Source organism: Amycolatopsis sp. WGS_07 (assembly GCF_045278895.1).
GTDB lineage: Bacteria > Actinomycetota > Actinomycetes > Mycobacteriales > Pseudonocardiaceae > Amycolatopsis.
The window spans coordinates 6688247-6708297 of the sequence record NZ_CP136053.1 but is presented as its reverse complement, the minus strand read 5'-3'; the positions used below and the strand labels follow the sequence as shown (position 1 = coordinate 6708297).

The window sequence follows — 20051 nt, the reverse complement described above, 5'->3', positions numbered from 1 at the left end:
AAACCCCCGGTTACCCGTTGTGCCGCAGCGCAACCACCGATTCTCCGTCCCGCGCCCGGTCGTCCGCGACGACCACCCGCCGCAGCAACGAGACCAGCGTCTCTCGTTCCTTTTCGGACAGTTCGGCGAGAAACACGTCCTGCGACCGCCTCGCCTCGTCCTTCAGCTTCCGCGTCAACGCTTTCCCCGGTTCGGTGAGCGCGACGCGCTGACGGCGCCGGTCGTCCGGATCGCGTTCGCGGCCGACGAGGTCCTGGCGCACCAGCTCGTCCAGGTAGCCCACGAGATGGCTGCGGTTGAGCCCGAGCCGGTCGGCGAGCGCGTGCTGCGCGAGCGGACCGAAGTCGGAAAGCCCGGCCAGCACGGCGAAATGCGGCAGCCGGAGGCCGTGCTCCTCGAGCGCGCTGACCAGCTCCCGGCGCCCGATCCGCGCGACGTGCCCGGCCAGGTACGAGGGCAGCGCGAGCAGGGTCGGCGGGCGCAGTTCGTCCATGCCGCGATCCTACCCGCTGGACGCATATCGTTCCGTCATGTAATCATGTCGCCATGACACGATTCTCCGGCATCGGCCGGTGACCCCATGCCCGACTACGGACACGACCTCCGGTTCGGCGTCATCCTCCTGCCCGAAACCGCCCGACCCGACGCGGTAATCAGGCTCGCCGAAGCCGCCGACACCGCCGGGCTCGACCTGCTCAGCGTGCCGGACCACCCGTACCGCCCGGATCTGCTCGACGCGTGGACCGTCCTCAGCGTCGTCGCGGCGCGCACCGAGCGGGTGCGCGTGTTCCCCAACGTCGCCAACCTGCCACTGCGCCCGCCCGCGGTGCTCGCCCGCTCGGCCGCGAGCCTCGACCTCCTCAGCGGCGGCCGCGCGGAACTCGCCCTCGGCGCCGGCGCGTACTGGGACGACATCGCCGCACAAGGCGGCCCGCGCTACACCCCGGGCGAGGCCTTCGACGCACTCGCCGAGGCGATCGACGTCGTCCGTGCACTGTGGACACCCGGGCCACCGGTCAGCGGCACCCACCACCGGATCACCGGCACCCCGCCGGGCCCATTCCCCGCACACCGCATGGAAATCTGGCTCGGCGCCCTCGGCCCGCGAATGCTGCGCCTGATCGGCCGAACCGCCGACGGCTGGCTGCCCAGCATGACCCGCATCCCACCGGACCGGCTGCCCGCCGCGAACGCGCTCATCGACGAGGCCGCGCGAAAGGCAGGCCGCTCCCCCAGCGAAATCCGGCGGTTGTACAACCTGCCGGGGGTTCCGTCCGGAAGTGCGGGCGAATGGGCGGAACAGCTTGCCGGGCTGGCACTGACGCACGGGGTGAGTGCGTTTCTGCTGTCGGTCGATTCCGCTGATGCGGTGCGGGTGTTCGCGCGGGAGGTCGCGCCGCGAGTGCGGGAGTTAGTGGCCAGCCGCCGCTAGTCAGTGGTCGACCCCGACTGCGGCAGCCGAACCACCGCCAACGCACCCCGTCCAGACGGCGGGTCCTCAAACCGCGCACACCCGCCGTGCGCAGCAGCGACGTCCGCGACGATCGCCAGTCCCAGCCCCGACCCAGGAAGCGACCGGGCCTCCGGCGACCGCCAGAACCGGTCGAACGCCGGAGCCCGGTCCGCCGGGGCGATCCCCGGTCCCTCGTCGCCCACCGACACCAGCCCCGGAGCCGAACGCACCGTCACGACCGAACCGGCGGGCGAGAACTTGAGCGCGTTGTCCAGCAGGTTCAGCACCATCCGCTCCAGCGCGCCTTCGTCGCCGGTGACGGACCATTCAGCGCTGTCCACGTCGAACGTGTGCCGGCGCGCCCGGCTCGCCGCCCGGCGGACCGCGTGCCGGACGACCGTGTCCATGGCGACCTCGGCGTGGTCGAACTCGTGCTCGTCGCGGGCGAGCACGACCAGTTCGGTGACGAGGTCGCCGAGTTCGCCCGCCTGCACCTGCAGCCGGTCGAGCAGACGGCCGCGGTCGGCCAGCGCGCGGCCGGTGCGTTCGCTGCGGGCCAGTAGGTCGATGTTGGTGCGCAGGCTGGTCAGCGGCGTCCGCAGTTCGTGCGCCGCGTCGGTGACCAGTGCGCGCTGCCGCCGTCGCGAATCGGCCAGCGCGCCGGTCATCGCGGCGAACGCGCGGCCGAGACGGCCCACCTCGTCGCGGCCGGACACGGTGACCGGGAGGTCGAGGTCGTGCGTGCGGGCGATCTCCTCGGCGGCCCCGGTCAGCCGCGCCATCGGCCGCAGCGTCCGCCGGGTCAGCAGCAGCCCGGCCGCGGCGGCGAGCAGCGCGCCGAGCACGGACACCGCGATCAGGATGGTGCGGAGCCCGGCCAGCGTGCTGTCGACCTCGGCGAGGCTGCGCGAGATGGCCAGCACGTTCCCGTCGCCGAGCGGACCGAGCAGGACCCGGACCGGTTTGCCGGACTGCGTGGAGCCGTCCCGCAAGGTCACCGTGCGCACGGTCCGGTCCGCCGGATCGAGGACGACCGAGTCCACGCCCGGCGGCGAGCAGACCGTCCCGTCCGCCTTCAGCAGCTGGATGCCTTCCACGAACCGCTGCAGCGGACGGCCAGGCGGCCCCGGGCGGCAGAGGTCCGCCGGGCCCGGTTTCGGCTGGTCCGGCGGGCGGGCTCCGGGCGGCGGCCAGCCGCCGAGCAGGGTTTCGTCCAGCTGCGCGCGGAGACTGTGCTCAGTGGACAGATACGTGACGGTGCTGATCGCCGCGATCGCCACCGCGACGATCGCCGCGGTGATCAGCGCGACCCGGCTGCGCAGCAGCATCCGGGGCTCCCGCCGCCGCCTCACGGCGCCCGCAGCACGAATCCGACACCGCGCACGGTGTGCAGCAACCGGCTCGCCCCGCCCGCTTCGGTCTTGCGTCGCAGGTACCCGACGTACACGTCGAGATTGTTGGTGCGGCTCGGTTCCCGCCCCCACACCGCCTGCCGCAGCCGGTTCTTGGTCAGCACCTTCTCCGGCGCCCGCAGGAACTCCGCGAGCAGGTCGAACTCGGTCGGCGTGAGGTCGAGGCTCCGCCCGGCGCGGGTCACCTCGCGCGTCTCCAGGTCGAGTTCCAGATCCGCGAACCGGTGCACCGCCGACCCCGGGCGGCGACGGTTCTGCTTCAGCAGCGCGCGCACCCTGGCCAGCAGTTCCTCCAGCGCGAACGGCTTCACGAGGTAGTCGTCGGCTCCGGAGTCGAGACCGGTGACCCGGTCGCCCAGCGCGTCCCGCGCGGTCAGCATGAGCACCGGCAGCCGCTCCCCGCCGCCCGGATCCGCCGGCACGTCTCCAGGCCGTCGACGCCGGGCATCATCACGTCCAAGATCACCAGATCGGGTCTGCCCGCCCCGGCGATCGCGGCCACCGCCGCGGTGCCATTGTCGGCCACCGCGACGTCGTAACCCTCGAAGGCGAGGCCGCGCTGGAGGCTTTCCCGCACGTCGGGGTCGTCGTCCACCACCAGCAGCCGCATCCGCCCGGTCCTTCCTCCGCGCCGTTGATCACCCCGGATCGGGCCGAGGCTACGCGGCGAATCTGTGCGGCGGCTGTTCGTCCCACGACGGGAGAAAGCCAGGAACTCACGCTGTGCGGCCTCGTCCGGCTGGCCATCCACAAAGGACACAACCGCAGCCGGAATGCCCGGTTGATGCCCGCATCGCCGTTTCCGAAGGTCTGTGAGGGGAACCCGCACAGACGACCCAGCCCCGCTCCCGCCGTCCGCCACCAGCCGCACCGGCACGCATAGCGCCGCCTTGAGGACTCTGATTCCCGCAAGGAGTCCTTCACGGGCCGCGGACCCGTCTCCCCCGACCGGGGAAAGATCGGCTTCTCACGATCCTCTCAGGAAATTTCCAGGTCTTTCTCACGACCGGCGCGCGACGGTGAGACGCGAGGCGGTCACACAGCGTCGTGCACGGCCGGAACCCATCCCCGAACGGAGGAAGCATGTCGGTCGGCGCGACCAGAGGGTTGACCACGTCCCCCGAGCCCGGGGCGGCGACCGCGACCGTGGACATCGTCATCCCGGTCTACAACGAGGAACGCGCCCTGCCCGGCTGCGTTCAGGTGCTGCGCGAGTTCCTGCGCCGCGAGTTCCCGTTCGACTGGACCATCGTGATCGCGGACAACGCGAGCACCGACCGGACGCCGGAGGTCGCCGAGGCGCTCGCCCGCGCCGACCAGGCGCTGCGGGTCCGCCGGCTCGACCGGAAGGGCCGCGGCCTCGCGCTGCGCGAAACCTGGCGCGCGAGCACCGCCGACGTCGTGGTCTACATGGACGTCGACCTCTCCACCGGGCTCGACGCCCTGCTTCCGCTGGTCGCTCCCCTGGTCAACGGGCATTCCGACCTGGCCATCGGATCCCGGCTGGCGCCAGGGGCGCGCACGGTGCGCGGGCCGAAGCGCGAGTTCGTTTCGCGGTGCTACAACAAGATGATCCGGCTGAGCCACGGCGCGCGGTTCTCCGACGCGCAATGCGGGTTCAAGGCCGCGCGCACCGACGTGCTCCGGCCGCTGCTGGACCACGTGCGGGACGACGCCTGGTTCTTCGACACCGAACTCCTGCTGCTGGCCGAGCACAACGGGCTGCGCGTGCACGAGGTGCCGGTCGACTGGGTCGAGGACGCCGACAGCCGCGTCGACGTCGCCAAGACCGCGCTCGACGACATCCGCGGGCTGATCCGGGTCGCCAGGGCCAAGGCGGCGGGCACGGCGAAGGTGCCGGACCTGCCCCGCCGTCCCGCGCCGAGGGCCGCGCATCCGGACGCCGTGTTGAGCCCGCCCGGCGGCGGCCGGTTCTGGGAGATCCTGTCGTTCGCGGTGATCGGCGTGCTCTCCACGGTCGCGAATCTCGCGCTGTACGGGCTTTTCCGGCTCTGGTGGCCAGTGCTCGCGGCCAACCTGGCCGCGCTCGTGCTCACCACGCTGTTCAACACCGAGGCCAACCGCCGCTTCACCTTCTCCGGCGCGGGCACCCCGCGTCGCAAGGCGCATCTGCAAGGATTCGTCGTGTTCGGCCTCTATTACGCCTTCACCTCGGCCGCGCTGCTCCTGCTCCACGCGCTCGTCGCCGAACCCGGCCGGGCGCTGGAACTGACCGTGCTGCTCGCCGCCTCGGTGCTCGGCACCGCGGGCCGGTTCGTGCTGCTGCGCACCTGGGTCTTCCGCAAGGACAACGGAAAGGACGAAGAATGACAGTGGCCGCCCCCTCCGCGGCACCGGCCGGAACCGCCGCCCCGGCAGCCCGCGTGCGCTGGCGGCCGTGGGCGCTCGCCGCGATCTGCGCGGCCGCCGGTGCGCTCTACGCGTGGCGGATCGGCGGCGGGCAACTGGGCAACAGTTACTACTCCGCAGCCGTGAAATCCATGACCGGCAGCTTTTCCAACTTCCTTTTCGGCTCGTTCGACCCGTACGGCGTGTTCACTGTGGACAAACCGCCGATGTCCCTGTGGCCGCAAGCGTTTTCGGTGCTGATCTTCGGCTTCCACGGCTGGTCTCTGCTGCTTCCGCAGGTGCTCGAAGGCGTCGCGGCGGTTTTCCTGCTGCATCGCACAGTGCGTCTGTGGGCCGGGGAAAACGCCGCGCTGCTGGCCGCGCTGTTCCTCACCTTGACCCCGATCACCGTGGCCATCAACCGGGACAACAACCCGGACACGCTGCTCGTGCTGCTGCTCATCGCCGCGGCGTACGCGTTCACGCGCTCGGTCCAGGCGGACGCGAGCCGCACGCGGTGGCTGCTGTGGTGCGCGTTCTTGGTCGGCTGCGGGTTCGTCACCAAGATGATGCAGGCGTGGATCGTGCTCCCCGGCTTCGCGCTCGCTTACTTCGTCGGCACCTCCGCCCCGGTCAAGCGGCGGCTGCTGGACCTGTTCGGCGCGGCCGTCGTGCTGCTCGTGTCGTCGTTCTGGTGGACGGCGCTGCACGACCTGTGGCCGGGCTCGAAACCGTACATGGGCGGCAGCACCGACGGCACCGCGCTCAACCTGATCTTCGGCTACAACGGATTCGGCCGGATCTTCGGCGGCGAGGGCAACTTCGGCCCCGGCCATCGACCAGGCGGTGCCGTGCCCGGCGGCCTTGACCTGCCCGCCGGCATGGCACCGCCCTCCGGCGGACCCGGCGGCATGGAGCTGCCACCCGGCGGCGGCGGAATGTTCGGCGGCGAAACCGGGCTCGGCCGGATGTTCAGCGCTTCGGTAGGCGGGCAGATCTCCTGGCTGCTGCCGCTCGCCCTGCTGGTGCTGGCCGCCGTCGCGGTGCGCGGCCTCCGGCGGAAGCAGCCGGGCGACCCGGCACGGCGGGCAGGCTGGTTCGCCTGGGGCGGCTGGCTGCTGGTGACCGGCGTGGTGTTCAGCTACGCACAGGGAATCTGGCATCCCTACTACACGACCATGCTGGCCCCGGCGATCGCGGCGATCTGCGCGGCCGGGCTCGTCGGCTTCTGGCGCGAGTACCGGCACGGCTCCGCCTGGCTGCTGCTCCCGGCGGCCGTCGCCCTCACCGCGGGCTGGGCCTTCGTCCTGGCGAACCGCGATCCTTCGTGGCACGGCTGGACCCGGTGGGCGGTGCTGGCGGTCGGCGTGGTCACGGTCGTCGCACTCGTGCTGGGGAAACTCGCTTCGGTGCGCAAGGCGGTCTTCACCCGGGCATCGCTAGTGCTCGCGGTGATCACGCTGCTGCTCGTGCCCGCGGTGTGGTCCACCGCGACCGCGGCCACCGGCGAGAGCATGGGCGGCATGCCTTCGGCCGGGCCCAGCGAGTTCGGCGGGATGCGATTCCCCGGCGGCACGCACAAACCCGGCCGAGACATGGCGGACCTCATGAACGGCAAGCTCTCCGCCGAACAGCAACGCATCCTCAGCTACGCCAAGCAGCACAGCGGCGGAACCGCGATCACCCTCGCCGTCGCCGGACCGGCCATGACCGCGTCGAGTTTCGTCATCGGCACCGACGAAATCGTGATCGGCATGGGCGGTTTCCTCGGCAGCGACGATTCGCCGTCGGTCGGCCAGCTCCAGCAATGGACCGCCGAGGGCAAGCTGAAGTTCGTCCTCGGCACCACCGGCATGCGCGGAATGGGCGGCGGTGCCGAAGAAAAGCGGCAGGACTGGATCAAGCAGCACTGCACCGCGGTCGATCCGGCCGCCTACGGCGGGCAAACACAAGAACCCGGTCCGATGGGCGGAGCACAGACGCTTTACCAGTGCCACGCCTGAAAACCCGCGGGGGCAGAACGGAATCTGCCCCCGCGGGCGGCTAGCCGGAAACCTTCCCGCTCAGCAAATGCCCCGCGTCCGGCACCTCCTGCGGCAACCCCAGCTCGCTGAGAATCTTGAACGTCGTAGCCGTGGCCGCGGACAGCACCGGGATCCCCACCGCGTCCTGGACCGGCTGGATCGACGGCAGCGACGGCATCTGCACGCACGCCGACAGCACCAGCGCGTCCGCCCGCGACAGGTCCAGTTTCCGGTAGTGCGCAAGCAGATCCGCCGGGTCGAGCCGCGCCACCGCCAGGTTGTCGGGCACTTCCAGCGACAGCGAATCGACCACCTCGACGCCCGCGTCCTCGAGATAATCAATCACAGCCTGCGTCAACGGCTTCAGATAAGGAGTCACAATCGCGACCCGCTTCGCCTCCAGCGCGGCGATGCCCGATAACAGCGCGCCCGCCGACGAGACCACCGGCGCGTCCGAGCCCTCCGCGCGCAGCGCTGACGTGATCGACTCCTCGGCGGTGCAGTGATATCCCGGCCCCTGCGCCATGATCGCGACCAGGCACGCGGTCGCCACGACGCCGGGCCGGGCGTCGGCCAGTTCGGTCGCCGCGCGTTCCGCCTGTGCGTTCATCGCGCGCAGCTGCTCCGGTGTCACGTGCTGCATCCGCGCGCGGGCGGAGTGGAAGACGAACCGGTCCTCCGGGTAAAGCTCCTCGCGGGCGCGCAGCATCCGCGGCAGCTCGGTTTCCATTGTGAGATTTGAACTCGGGACGATCATCCCGATGTGATGATTTTTCATCGCTTCGCCGCCGGGCGCATTTCCTTCACGGTCAGCTCGCCCGCGTCGACGATCAGCTCGTCGTCGAGGTACAGGCTGTTGCCGCGCATCGGGATGTCGAAGTGGCACGCCGTGTCGTTCGGGCCGCCGAGTTCGTTGTTCGGGCCGATGGAGAACATCACGTTGCCGTAGAAGCTGCGCAGTTCCATCCCCATGCCGCCGGGGAACTGCGTCAGGCCGTGCCAGTGCGCCCGCTCGTCGAGGCCCCAGCCGACGTGCGACATGCCGTAGCCGCGCGGGTCGTGGAAGGACTCGATGTAGCTGCGCAGCAGGTCCGCGTCGAGTCCGGACGAGCCGGCGCCGCCGCGGATGTCCTGGATGAAGCCCTTTTCGATGGTCAGCTCGACCGGCGTCTGCACGTAGGTGTTGAACGGCAGCAGCACGTCGCCGGGCGCGAGCACGATCTTGCCGTCCACGCCGTCGTCGGAACCGCCAGTGAACACGAACGCGGCGGGCCAGTGGTCCCAGCGGCCCGGCTGGTCGGTGTAGCCGTATTCGCTGAGCGTCGGGTACACGCCGAGCTGGTAGGTGACGTCTGTCCCGTGTGGACTGGTGATCCGCATCGTCTTGGCCTTGGCCAGCAGCTCCGCGCCGATCTCGACGCGCTCGCGCAGTTCCTTCGTCGGCATCAGCCGGGCCAGCAGCTCCGGCGGCTCGACGGCGGTCAGGATCCGGGTGCCCGCGGCCTGGATCGCGAACTGCTCCTCGCTGAACAGCAGGAACGTGCAGTCCACGACCATGTCCGCGGCCTTCAGCGCCTCCACCGCGAGCGGCAGCTGGTCAAGACCAGAATCGCCGACGGCCCACGCGCCGGACGCGCTCGCCGGCGACGGCAGCCGCATGTGATAGGTCGCCGCGCCGAGCTGCTGGGCGGCCCAGAGGAAGGCGTCCGCGTACTCCGCGCGCTCGGCCCCGCGCGTCAGCACGACGACCGTCTCCCCCTCGTGCACCCCCGAAAAAGTCAGCTGGCGCAAGCAGATGTCGTTGAACAGGTTCTGGTCCATGGCGACCTCCTTTATTGTCCGAATACGGATTATCCGAGTACACGAAAAGCGGCGGGGTCAGAGCAGGTCTTTCAGCACCGAGCGCAGGGCCCTCAGCGCAGCCTGTGGTTCGTCCCAGAAGATCATGTGCCCGGCGTTCTCGACGCCGATCAGCGGATGCGCCGGGTTCGCCTCCGCCAGCGCGGCGACGTCCGCCGACGTCACGACCGGACTGTCCGAACCGAACAGCAGCGCGGCCGGTCCGGCCAGTTTCTCCCACAGCGGAAGGAATTCCTCGGACTCGAACCCGGCGTGCGTCGCGGCGATCGCGGTCCGCGAGCACGACGCCAGCCATCCGGCGCGCAGCTCCTGCTCCCGGCGCGGCCACCGGGGCCAGGACGCGGCGACCTCGTCCGCGTCCGTGCCCCGCTGGGCCTGGTCCAGCTGAGCCGAGAAAGTGTCCAAAGTGGTCGGATACGGCCGGTCCGCATGGCTCATCGGCGGGTCGACCAGAACCGTGCCCCGACCTGCATGCGCGGCCTTGGCGGCGATCCGGGCACCCATCGAATGGCCGAGCAGCAACGGTTTGGCCAGCTGGAGCTGATCGACGACCGCTTCGACGTCGGCGGCGTAGGCATCGAGGTCGTAGCCGTGCAGCGGTCCGGCGTCGGGGGCGTCGTCAGACAGGCCGCGGCCGCGGATGTCCAGTACCAGCGGGCGGACCAGGTCGGTCAGCTCGCGGGCGACGAAGTCCATGGTGATCGCCGGGCTGGTGATCCCGGGCAACACCACGAGCGGAACGCCGTCGGCCGGACCGTAGTCGAGCACGTGCAGCCGGACGGAACCGGAACGCACCCAGACGCTGGCCGCCGGGACATCGGCCAGTTCGGCGAGCGCGGGCTGGGTCAGCACCCGGTCGGTGTTCGCGGACATGCGGGAACTCCTAACGGGCTTTGGCGAGCAGCTCGACGCCCTCGCCCAGGCCGACCACATCGGCGTATTTGGCTTGCAGGTCAAAGAGAGCGGCGTCGTGCGGCCCCCGCGCGCGGTCGCCGCAGGCGTCCCGGACGACGAGCGTGTTGAAGCCGGATTGGACCGCGTCGACCGCCGTCGCCCGCACGCAGCCGGAGGTCGTCGCGCCGCACACGAGCACGGTGTCCGCGCCCAGGCCGGCGAGCAGCGCGGCGAGGCCCGTTCCGTGAAACGCGGACGCGCCCTTCTTGACGATCAGGTGGTCGTCGTCGCGCCGCTCCAGTCTCGGGTCGAGCGCTACTTCGGCGCTTCCGTCGCGCAGGCTGCGCATGCCGGGAGCCTTGCGCAGCCACGCGATCGCGTCGCCGTCCGCCTCGGCCGGGGTGTAGCTGATCGCGGTGTACACGACCGGCGCACCGCTTTCGCGCGCGGCCCGAACCAGCTTGCCGGCGGCCTCGACTTCGGCGGAAAGGTCTGCGCCAGAAGGGAAAGCCGGCTCGGTGAAGCCGCGGGTCAGGTCGACCACGACCAGCACCGGCGCGGTTCCCCTCGGCACCGCGGCGCCGAAACCCGCGCGGGCGTAGGTCTGGTCGGTCTCGGTGCCGTGCAATCCGTTCTCAGGCGCGTTCACGCAGCAGCTCCTTGATCAGTTTGTGCTGCGACCGGACCCGGCCGAGCAGCCAGCCCTGGACCAGCCCGAGCGCGCCCGCCGCGACGAGCGGGAGATACCGCTTCGTCCCCGGCGGGAGCAGCATCGCCAGGCCGTCCAGCGACTCAGCGGAAACGGGAGCGGCCGTCGCCGTGGCCGCCGGGGCCGGTGTGCCGCCGTTTTCCAGCAGCGCACCGAGATTCCCCGCGAACTGCTGCAGGATCCGGTTCGACACGGTGCTGATCGCGCCCTTGCCGAACTGCGCGATCTTGCCCCGCACCACCAGATCGGTGTGCAGGTTCAGCTGCGATCCCTTCGGGCCGGGCACCAGGGTCAGCGTGACGTCCGCTTCGGCGTCGCCGTTGCCGTGGCTGTCCGCGCCCCTGGCCGACAGCCGCAGCCGCCGCTCGCCCTCGGCGATCTCGGTGAACCGCACCTTGCCCGCGTACGCGGCGCTGACCGGGCCGACCTTGAACTTGACCCGGCCGAGGTAGGACTCGCCCTCCCGGCCGTCCAGCACCGCGCCGGGAAGACAGCCCGCGACCCGCTCGACGTCGTTGAGCAGCGCGAACACCGTGTCCGGGTCGCCGGGAAGGTCAAGGGTGTTCTCGAGAATCATCGGACGGCGTCCTCTTTCCTGCCTGCTTCGGACCGCTGGGCGGCGGTCGCCTCGATCGCGTCCACAATGGTCTGGTAGCCGGTGCAGCGGCACAGGTTCGACGACACGGCTTCCCGGATCTCCTCCCGCGTCGGCTCCGGCTCCTGGGCCAGGAACCCTTCGGCGAGCATCAGGAAGCCGGGCGTGCAGAAGCCGCACTGCAGCCCGTGGTGCTCGGAAAACGCCTGCTGCAGGTCGTTCGGCTCCTCCGGGGTGCCGAGGTCCTCGACGGTCCGGATCGCGCAGCCCTCCGCCTGCACGGCGTACATCAGGCACGCGCGCACCGGTTCGCCGTCGACGAGAATCGTGCACGCCCCGCACACGCCGTGCTCGCAGCCGGCGTGCGTGCCGGTGAGCCCGACGTCGTGCCGGAGCACGTCGAGCAGGGTCCACCGGGGTTCGACGAGCAGTTCGTGCTCCTCGCCGTTGACGGTCAGGACGATCAGCTGTTTGTCGGTCACGCGCCGGTACCCGCTTTCTCCCGGTCGGCCGCGCTCAGCGCGGCGAGGACGGCCTCGGGGTGGATCGGGGTCTGCTCCAGCTGGACCCCGGTGTGCCAGAGGAGGTCGTTGACCGCGTTCAGCACCGCCGCGGGCGCGCCGATCGTGCCGCCCTCCCCCGCGCCCTTCGCGCCGCTTTCGGTGAAGGCGCAAGGGGTTTCGAGGTGGTCGACGGTGATGTCGGGGATCTCCGCGGCGGTCGGGACGAGGTAGTCGATGAAGCTCGCCGCCGACGGTTCGCCGTTCTCGGCGTAGGTGACCTCCTCGAACAGCGCGCCCGCGATGCCCTGTGCGATGCCGCCGCGCGCCTGTCCGTCGACCACCTTGGGATTGATCACCACGCCGCAGTCCTCGACGCAGGCGTAGCGGAGGATTTTCACCTGCCCGGTGCCCGGATCGGCCTCCACGACGACCGCGTGGGTCGCGTTCGAGAACGTGCCGTCGCCGGGGACGTCGAACGCCGCGGTGGCGGTGAGCGTCGGCTCGGCTTCCTTCGGCAGCAGGTGGCTGCGCAGATACGCGACGTCGGCGATCTCCTCGAACGAAAGCCGCCGGCTGGGGTCGTCCAGCTGGATCACACCGCCGTCGCCGTCGAGTTCAACATTCTCAACGCGGGTGTCCAGCAGGTGTGCGGCGATCACACAAAGCTGCTCCCCCAGCCGGGTCGCCGCCGTGGCCACCGCGGACCCGCCGATGGTCACCGACCGCGACGCGAACGTGCCCCAGCCGTAGGAGATCCGCTCGGTGTCGCCCTGGCGCAGCTTGACCTTGGCGAGGTCGACGCCGAGCCGGTCCGCGACGATCTGCGCGAACGTCGTTTCGTGCGACTGCCCGTGGTTGATCGTGCCGCTGGTGACCACGACCGATCCGGTGAGGTCCATCCGGATCTCGCTCACGTCGAACCCCGGGACGACGGTCATCTTCCGCTTCGCGAACGCCTCGGAGCCGTAGCCGGTGCGCTCGGAGAAACAGCTGTAGCCGATGCCGATGTGCGGATTTTTCTCGCGCCGGGCGTACCAGCCCTCGTCGCGTAAAATTTTCTCACCGAGTTCCAGCGATTCGAGATAGCTGCCCGGATCGTAGGTGACCTTGTTGACGCCGGCGTACGGGAACTCGGTGATCACGTTGCGGCGGCGGATCTCCACCGGGTCGAGCCCGAGCCGGCGCGCGGCCAGGTCCATGATCCGCTCCATCACCATCACGTACTGCGGACGGCTGACCCCGCGATACGGCGCGGTCGGCGCCTTGTTGCTGGTGATCGCCCGCGCCCGGACGCGGTAAGCCGGCACCCGGTACACCGACGGCATCTCGGCCGCCGCCATCAGCGGTTCGATGCCGACTGTGAACGGATAACACGAGTACGCGCCCATGTCGCACACGATGTCCGACTCCAGCGCGGTCAGCTCGCCGTCCTCGGTGAAGGCGGCACGCGTGCGATACCGCTGCTCACGCGCGAGGAAGCCGGACGTGAGCGCTTCACTGCGGTCCTCGATCCACTTCACCGGACGCCGCAACCGCTTCGCCGCCGCCGCGACCGCGATCTCCTCCCGCCCGACCACGCACTTCTGCCCGAACCCGCCGCCCATGTCCGGCACCACCACGCGCACCGAACGCTCCGGAATCCGCAACGAACGCGCCAGCACGGTACGAACCTGATGCGGCACCTGGCTGCACGTCTGCACGAGAAGCTGGTCGTCGCGGTCGTCCCAGGACGCCACCGCTCCGCGCGTCTCCAGGGGCAAGGCGTTCTGCCGTCCGCTGCGAGTGACGAGTTCGATCACGCACCCGTCCGCGAACGCCTCGTCCACGCCCGGGGTGTCGAACGACGTCACGTCGAGCAGCACGTTGCTCGCCGTGTCCTCGTGCACCAACGGCGCGTCCTCGGCGAGCGCGGTTTCCTCGGACACGACCGCGTCGAGCACCTCGTAACTCACCTGCGCGGCCTCGATCCCGTCCTCCACCGAGTACGGATCCTTCGCGACCACCAGCGCGATCGGCTCGCCGACGAACCGGACCTTGCCTCGCGCGAGGATCGGCATCGTGGTCGGCGTGAACTCCTCCGGCGGACGGTCCAGCAGCGCGACCATGTCGCCGAGCTGGAGGTCTTCGGCCGAGTACGCGGCCACGACCCCGTCCACCTCGCGAGCGGCGCTGAGGTCGAGCCCGGTGATCTTGCCGTGCGCGACGGTCGCGCGCACGAACCCGGCGTGCAGCATGCCGTGCAGGTGGATGTCGTCGACGAACCGTCCCCGTCCGGTGACCAGCCGAGGATCCTCGCGACGGCGCACGGACGCACCGACCCACTTGCCGCCCCGGCCGTCGAAGCGGGGCTCTTCGGGTGCGCTGGCCATCAGCGGTCGCCCCTTTCCCCGGCGCTGCGAGCCTCCACTCGAGACACTCCGCACGAACTCCCCATCACCAGCCGCCCATCCGTTCCACGACTGTCCAACCAGGACACTTCGCGCGGCCCCGCCACCGGCGTCACCCGAGCGCCACGTCCGTCCAACCAGGACACACCGCACAAACTCCCCGTCACCAGCCGCCCATCCCCCATACCACGACTGTCCAACCGGGACACTCCGCACGAACCCATCATCACCGGCCTCCCCTTTCCCAAGCCTGGCCCAGACTCCTCGCCACCAACGTCCGCGTAAGCGCCCGCCGGTAGTCCGCGCTGCCCTGCACGTCGCCCGGCGGATCGATCGCCTCCGCCGCCGCCCGGCCGCACGCGGCGAACAGCTCCGGCCCCGGCGTCCCGTCGGCCAGCACCTCCTCCGCCTCCGGCACCCGCAGCGGCGCGGGCGCTACCCCGCCGAGCACCACCCGGCCGCCCGCCAGCGACCCGTCCGGACGCGGTTCGAGCGAAACCGCCGCCGCGACCGTCGCGAAATCCCCGGCACGACGGGAAAACTCGGTCAGCGCGGCCTGCGGAGCCGCTCGCGTGAACCGGATCTCGGTGACGATCTCGTCCGCCTCCACCGCCGTGGCGTAGAAGCCGTAGAACATCTCCGCCGCCGGGATCTCGCGGCGGCCGTCCGGGCCCTCGGCGACGATCACCGCGTCCAGCAGCAGCGCGAGCATGCACCACTCCGCGGTGGCGTCGCCGTGCACGAGGCTGCCCCCGACCGTGCCGCGCGACCGGATCGGCAGGTGCCCGACGTACCGCATCGCCTCCGCCAGCACGGCGAACCCCGGGCCAAGCTCGCGCGCGGCAAGCTCGACCCGGCGGTGCGTCGTCATCGCGCCGACGCGCAGCACCGGACCGGCGTGCCCGAGTTCCGCCATCCCGGGCAGCTCCCGCAGCCGCCCGAGGTCGACCAGGTCGCTCGGGCGGGCCAGCCGGAAGCTCATCATCGGCATCAGGCTCTGCCCGCCCGCGATCGCTTTCGGCTCCCGTCCTCGCCCGGCAAGCTCGGCAAGCAGGCCGACGGCGTCGGCGACGTCGTGCGCCCGGTGGTAGGCGAACGCGGCGGGCTTCATGGGACTCCTTCACTCAGACTGCGTCCACTTCGGACGGTTGCGGTGCGGGCGCGGTGTCGTCGTCGATCCGGTCCAGCTCCCGGCCCCGGGTCTCCGGCGCGCAGAAAACCATGAACACCACGGCCCCGACGACGAGCAGGCCGAGCAGCGTGAACGTCAGCGGCAGCCCGAGCACCGGCCACAGCACGCTGCCGAACAGCAACGGCGCGAACCCGGTCACCGCCCGGCTGGACGACGACGCCCAGCCGAAGCCCGACGCCCGCAGTTCGGTCGGGTACAACTCGGAAACGAAGGCGTACATCACCGGGATGACGATCAGCGAGAACAGCCCGAACGCGCCGATCGCGACCACCGCGGCCCCGGCCGAGCCGAGCACCAGCGAGAAGATCACGAGCGTGACCGCGGCCAGCGGCCCGGCCGCGGCGATCACCCGCTTGCGGCCGATCCGGTCCACCAGCAGCACCGCCACGACGACCCCGACGATGCCGAGCGCGTTCATCAGGGTGGTCGACGCGAACGCGGCGATCTCCCCGAACCCCTGCGCCTTGAGAATCGAGGGCATCCAGCTCAGCGCGGCGTAGTAAACCAGCATCACGGTGATGAACAGCGCCCACGCGACCCCGGTGACCTTCGGGTGGTACGCCCACACCCGGCGCAACTGGTCGACCGCCGCGAACAGCCCGCCGCCGCGCTTGTCCTCCTTGACCGCCGGCGGAATCCGATACGTTTCCTTCGGCGCGCCAGTGCGTTCGACGAGATCGTCGATCACCAGCCGGGCTTCCGCCTCCCGCCCCTTGCGCACCAGATACAACGGCGATTCCGGAACCCCGCGACGCGCCCAGAACAACAGCACCGCGGGCAGAATCATCAGCACCAGCATCCACCGCCAGTTCCCGGAAACCGGAACCAGCAAGGTCGCCGACGCACCAGCGAGCGTCGTGCCGACCGGCCACCAACCGTCCATTGCGGACAGTACGCGACCACGTTGCTTGCGCGGCGAAAACTCGCTGACAATGGCGTAATCGACGGGAATGCACCCGCCAAGCCCGACCCCGGCAAGGAACCGCAGCAGCAGAAACACCTCGATATTCGGCGACAACGCCGCGAACACCGAGAAGAACGCGAAGAGCAGCAACGTAATACTGAACGCCCGCTTGCGCCCGATCCGGTCCGCGACCGTCCCCCAGGCGACGGCCCCCACCGCCATGCCGATCAGGTTGGCGGTGGCGACGAACCCCCGCTGCGTGGCCGACAGCCCGAATTCCGTGCCCACCAGCGGGGTGAGGAATCCGTTCAGCGCCACGTCCCAGGCGTCGAACATGTAGCCGAGCCCGCCGATGAGGAAGATCTTGCCCTGGACGCGCCAGCGCCACGGCAAGTCCTGGACCACCTGGTCTCCGGTACGCATAGCCTTGCTCCTTTGCGAAGTCTGCGTGGGCCGTTCAGTGCTATCGGGCGAACTGGTAGTGAATCGATTCGTTGTCGGGGTCGTTCAGCGGAGTGCCGTTCCAGAGCCAGTCGTAGGACACGTCGGACTCCCCGTCGAAGCTTCGCAGCTTTTCGTCACGTTCGCGCTGCTCCGGGCCGTCCGGAAGGTGATAGAAACTCATGTTCCGCAGGGACGCGTCCTGAACCATCCCCGCGTGCTTGGCGCGCCGGTGCACATACCGGGTCAACGCACTGTCGATCCCCTCGCGGGTGGCCTGGCCCAGCTCCTCCGCGAGAACCGCCCCGTCCTCCATCGCCTGCGACGCCCCTTGCGCCTGGTACGGCAGCATCGCGTGACAAGCGTCCCCAAGCAACGCCACCCGCCCGTCAACCCACACCGGATCGCGCCGCCGCCGGTACATCGCCCAGACCGAAACGTCGTCCTTGGCCTTCGACAACATCGTCGGCACGCGATCGTCCCAATCGGCATACTCAGCCGCAAGCTGCTCCGCACTGGCCGGCGCACTCCAGTTTTTCTCGACGTCCTCCGTGCACGGCACAATAGCCACCACATTCAGATACTCGCCGCCGCGGATCATGTAGTGCACCAGATGCTTGTCCGGCCCGTACCAAATCGTAGAATGGTACCGGTCGACGAGAAATCGAGTAGCCGGATCCGCCGCTATCGAATCCCCCGGAATCAACGCCCGATAAGCCATCTCACCAGAAAACGCGAGCGTATCGTCAAACCCGGCAAGATCCCGCACCGCCGATCGAATCCCGTCCGCCCCAACGACAACGTCCCCCTCGAACCGCCGCCCGTCCTCAGTGACAACCGCAGGCCGCTCCGGATTCCCCCGGTCAAGATCGACGACCTTCGCCGCAGTAGCCACCTTCACCACGGGCCCCGCCCCATCGGGATCAACACACGCCCGCAACAGCACCGAATGCAAATCCGCACGGTGATAATGCCAATAAGGCGCCCCATACTGCTCAACCACCCGCTGCCCGAGCGGTAATTGCGCGATAATGCTGCCATCAGCCCACCGCCGCCGAACCTGATCCTGCGGCTCGCACCGAACCTTCTGCAACTCAGCCCGCAACCCAAGCCCAATCAAAATCCGGCTAGCGTTAGGCGCAGTCTGAATCCCCGCCCCAATCTCCCCCAACTGCGGCGCCGCCTCGACGACGGTGACCCGCAGCCCGCGCTGCCGCAACGACAACGCAGCACACAACCCGCCCAACCCGCCCCCGGCGACCACTACCTCGAAAGACTGACTCGCCGCCACTTGCTGACCTCCTAGCGCTCCACGCCTCTCCGCTTCACCCGGACGGAGTTAATCCGAACACGGATTATCCGAACACGCAATAGTCGGCGGAGGATTTTGTGCGAGCGGGATGATTCGGGTGCACTGAGTGCTGATGTGGTCACCGAACGAGGCAGGACGGACCGACGGACAGCCTTGGCCGCCCGGGCAAGTCGACGGACATCCTCAGCAGCCCTGGCACCTCGCCGGGCAGCTTTGGCCGCACTGACAGCTTGCCGGGCAGCCTCAGCCGCACCGGCACCTCACCGGGCCGCCCCGCCACACCGACACCTCACCGGGCAGCCCTGCCACACCGGCAACTCGCCGGGCAGCCTCAGCCACGCCGGCCGCTCGCCGAGCAGCCTTAGCAAGACTGGTGACCTGACCGGGCAGCCTCAGCCACACTGGCGACCTGACCGGGCAGCGCCAGTCAGACTGGCGACCTGGCCTACCAGGCCACCGCAACGGCAGCAGAGTCACCAGGGAGCCAATTAGCCGCGCCGCCCCACCACGCCAGCGAGCCGAGCCTCACAAACCGCGTGCAGCGAGGGAACCTTCGCGAACTCAGAGTCCCCCCACCCCCACCAGGTCCGTGAGGGCCACCTTCACAGCCCCTGATTCCCTCAGGGTTCCCCTCACAGACCTTCAGATACGGCCACGCGGGCATCAATCGGGCAATCCGGCAGCTCTAGAGTCCTTTGTGGATGGTCCAGCAAGCATGAGACCACGCCCTGGCATTGGACTCAGATTCCCCCAAGGAGCCCTTCACGACCCGACCCGCACCACCCGCCGATACACCCCGATGTGGCATTGGGTGCGTCAGATGCACCCAATGCGGCACTGGTTGCGCAGGATGCACCCAACGCCACATTGGGGCGCAAGCCCCACCCCCACCACAACCCGCAGCCAACGCACCCAACCCAGCGAGGCACCCAGCCCCTCCCCCGCACCCCGATACGAAGCCCCCTGCGGTTCGGGGGTGCTTGTCAAGGCATCTTTCCCGCCTTGACAAGCACCCCCGAACCGTCAGCACACTCGGGCTTCGGGGTGCCCCACGCAACCCGGGAAACCCAAGCCGAACCGTCAAATCTCCCGACGCTCAGCAACCGCCTCCCACAACGCCCCCAGTTCGTTCAACATCCCCGCGACCTCAGCCCGCCGCTCCTCCGGGCAGTCCGCGAGCAAAGCCTGATCCAGCTTCCGGGTCCGCCGAGTCACTTCGCGAAACGCAGCCAACCCGTCCTCAGTCAGCGTCAGCACCTTCGCCCGGGCATCATGCGGCGCAGGCCCCGGACGATCAGCCCCCGGTTCTCCAACCGCCGGCACACATCAGCCATCGTCGAGGTATCCAGCGCCACCGCCTTGGCCAGCGCGGTCTGGTCGAACCCCGGATAAGCCCGCACCGCCGACAGCACCGCGAACTGCGGCCCGGTCAGCACCGAATCGACATGCCGATTCCAAGCCGCCAGGTACGCCTGATACAGCCGCCGAGCCCCGTACCCGGGCGCAGCGGCCAGATCCGCGGGCGCCTCCAGACTGACCCGGCGTCCCGCCCTCGAGCCGCCTTTCGCTGACCCGCCCACTGCTGTCGACATCCCTCGACCTTAACTACGCGCCCGCGCCCCGGCAGGCCGTCCGGCCCGCCGCGGCCTGTCCCCGCATCCCTGCGCACCGATAATAGTACGTCCTCGGACAAAATCCGGCGCGGGCAGGGGACGGGCGCGGTGCCGCTCAGCGCACGGGTTTCCGCTGATCCCGGTCGAACAAAGCCGCCCCGCCCATCAGGAAGAGCTGCGCGACCGCCCGGTCGAGCCGACGCTGCTTCCACGCGGTGGCGAGCAACCCGCGATGGGCGGCGAGGTGATCGGCCAGCACGTCGTGGCCAAGGTTGTGCGCACGCCCGAAATGCCGGTAGGCAGCGCGGAAATCCTTAGCGGTCAAGGCGGCTCTGCCCTTGTCCATTTCGCTTTCGTACTCAGCGTCGGCCATCAAGTGCCCCATTCGCCCCGCGATCCCGTC

Annotated in this window: 16 protein-coding genes and 2 pseudogenes; 3 read left to right on the top strand and 15 right to left on the bottom strand. The window is 69.9% G+C overall.

Annotated features, from left to right (window positions below; genetic code table 11):
• Positions 1–10 precede the first annotated feature (10 nt).
• Positions 11–493 (bottom strand): MarR family winged helix-turn-helix transcriptional regulator, encoded by a 483-nt coding sequence (locus RPX00_RS31725; RefSeq protein WP_406630895.1) that lies wholly within the window; start codon positions 491–493, stop codon positions 11–13.
• Positions 494–580: 87 nt separating this feature from the next.
• Here RPX00_RS31725 and RPX00_RS31720 point away from each other — a divergent pair, with 87 nt between their 5' ends.
• Positions 581–1432: an LLM class flavin-dependent oxidoreductase gene (locus RPX00_RS31720; protein ID WP_406630894.1), complete on the top strand. Its 852-nt coding sequence runs from the start codon at positions 581–583 to the stop codon at positions 1430–1432.
• On the opposite strand, the gene RPX00_RS31715 is transcribed toward RPX00_RS31720, so the two are convergent.
• Positions 1429–2781: a sensor histidine kinase gene (locus RPX00_RS31715; protein ID WP_406630893.1), complete on the bottom strand. Its 1353-nt coding sequence runs from the start codon at positions 2779–2781 to the stop codon at positions 1429–1431. The two genes, RPX00_RS31720 and RPX00_RS31715, sit on opposite strands and share 4 nt — an antisense overlap.
• 20 nt (positions 2782–2801) lie before the next feature.
• Positions 2802–3475: pseudogene (locus RPX00_RS31710) on the bottom strand (response regulator transcription factor).
• A 473-nt stretch (positions 3476–3948) separates the two neighbouring features.
• Between RPX00_RS31710 and RPX00_RS31705 the strand changes: the two are divergent.
• Positions 3949–5196 (top strand): glycosyltransferase, encoded by a 1248-nt coding sequence (locus RPX00_RS31705; RefSeq protein ID WP_406630892.1) that lies wholly within the window; start codon positions 3949–3951, stop codon positions 5194–5196.
• On the top strand, positions 5193–7217 hold the full coding sequence (locus RPX00_RS31700; protein ID WP_406630891.1) for an ArnT family glycosyltransferase: 2025 nt from the start codon (positions 5193–5195) through the stop codon (positions 7215–7217). The genes RPX00_RS31705 and RPX00_RS31700 overlap by 4 nt, the downstream gene beginning before the upstream one ends.
• 40 nt (positions 7218–7257) lie before the next feature.
• On the opposite strand, the gene RPX00_RS31695 is transcribed toward RPX00_RS31700, so the two are convergent.
• The 12 genes and pseudogenes from RPX00_RS31695 to RPX00_RS31640 all read right to left on the bottom strand — a co-directional run bounded on the left by RPX00_RS31695 (position 7258) and on the right by RPX00_RS31640 (position 20021).
• Complete coding sequence (locus RPX00_RS31695; RefSeq protein WP_406630890.1) at positions 7258–8016, bottom strand: Asp/Glu racemase; 759 nt, start codon at positions 8014–8016, stop codon at positions 7258–7260.
• Complete coding sequence (locus RPX00_RS31690; protein ID WP_406630889.1) at positions 8013–9059, bottom strand: leucyl aminopeptidase; 1047 nt, start codon at positions 9057–9059, stop codon at positions 8013–8015. The genes RPX00_RS31695 and RPX00_RS31690 overlap by 4 nt, the downstream gene beginning before the upstream one ends.
• A 57-nt stretch (positions 9060–9116) precedes the next feature.
• On the bottom strand, positions 9117–9971 hold the full coding sequence (locus tag RPX00_RS31685; RefSeq protein ID WP_406630888.1) for an alpha/beta fold hydrolase: 855 nt from the start codon (positions 9969–9971) through the stop codon (positions 9117–9119).
• A 10-nt stretch (positions 9972–9981) separates the two neighbouring features.
• Positions 9982–10641 (bottom strand): isochorismatase family protein, encoded by a 660-nt coding sequence (locus RPX00_RS31680; RefSeq protein ID WP_406630887.1) that lies wholly within the window; start codon positions 10639–10641, stop codon positions 9982–9984.
• A complete protein-coding gene (locus RPX00_RS31675) occupies positions 10628–11278 on the bottom strand; it encodes an SRPBCC family protein (RefSeq protein WP_406630886.1) in 651 nt (216 codons plus the stop codon). Before RPX00_RS31675 ends, RPX00_RS31680 begins: the two co-directional genes overlap by 14 nt.
• On the bottom strand, positions 11275–11778 hold the full coding sequence (locus RPX00_RS31670; RefSeq protein WP_406630885.1) for a (2Fe-2S)-binding protein: 504 nt from the start codon (positions 11776–11778) through the stop codon (positions 11275–11277). Before RPX00_RS31670 ends, RPX00_RS31675 begins: the two co-directional genes overlap by 4 nt.
• Positions 11775–14168 carry a xanthine dehydrogenase family protein molybdopterin-binding subunit gene (locus tag RPX00_RS31665; RefSeq protein ID WP_406630884.1) on the bottom strand — a complete coding sequence of 798 codons (2394 nt, stop codon included), beginning with the start codon at positions 14166–14168 and terminating at the stop codon, positions 11775–11777. Before RPX00_RS31665 ends, RPX00_RS31670 begins: the two co-directional genes overlap by 4 nt.
• 244 nt (positions 14169–14412) lie before the next feature.
• On the bottom strand, positions 14413–15297 hold the full coding sequence (locus RPX00_RS31660) for an FAD binding domain-containing protein (RefSeq protein ID WP_406630883.1): 885 nt from the start codon (positions 15295–15297) through the stop codon (positions 14413–14415).
• 13 nt (positions 15298–15310) lie between these two features.
• The gene (locus RPX00_RS31655; RefSeq protein WP_406630882.1) at positions 15311–16705 is read right to left on the bottom strand and encodes an MFS transporter; all 1395 of its coding nucleotides are present in this window, start codon (positions 16703–16705) and stop codon (positions 15311–15313) included.
• A gap of 40 nt (positions 16706–16745) precedes the next feature.
• Positions 16746–18014 (bottom strand): FAD-dependent monooxygenase, encoded by a 1269-nt coding sequence (locus RPX00_RS31650; protein ID WP_406630881.1) that lies wholly within the window; start codon positions 18012–18014, stop codon positions 16746–16748.
• A 1101-nt stretch (positions 18015–19115) separates the two neighbouring features.
• Positions 19116–19615 (bottom strand): annotated as a pseudogene (locus tag RPX00_RS31645) (MarR family winged helix-turn-helix transcriptional regulator).
• 148 nt (positions 19616–19763) lie between these two features.
• The gene (locus RPX00_RS31640) at positions 19764–20021 is read right to left on the bottom strand and encodes a DUF3703 domain-containing protein (RefSeq protein ID WP_406630880.1); all 258 of its coding nucleotides are present in this window, start codon (positions 20019–20021) and stop codon (positions 19764–19766) included.
• Positions 20022–20051 lie beyond the last annotated feature (30 nt).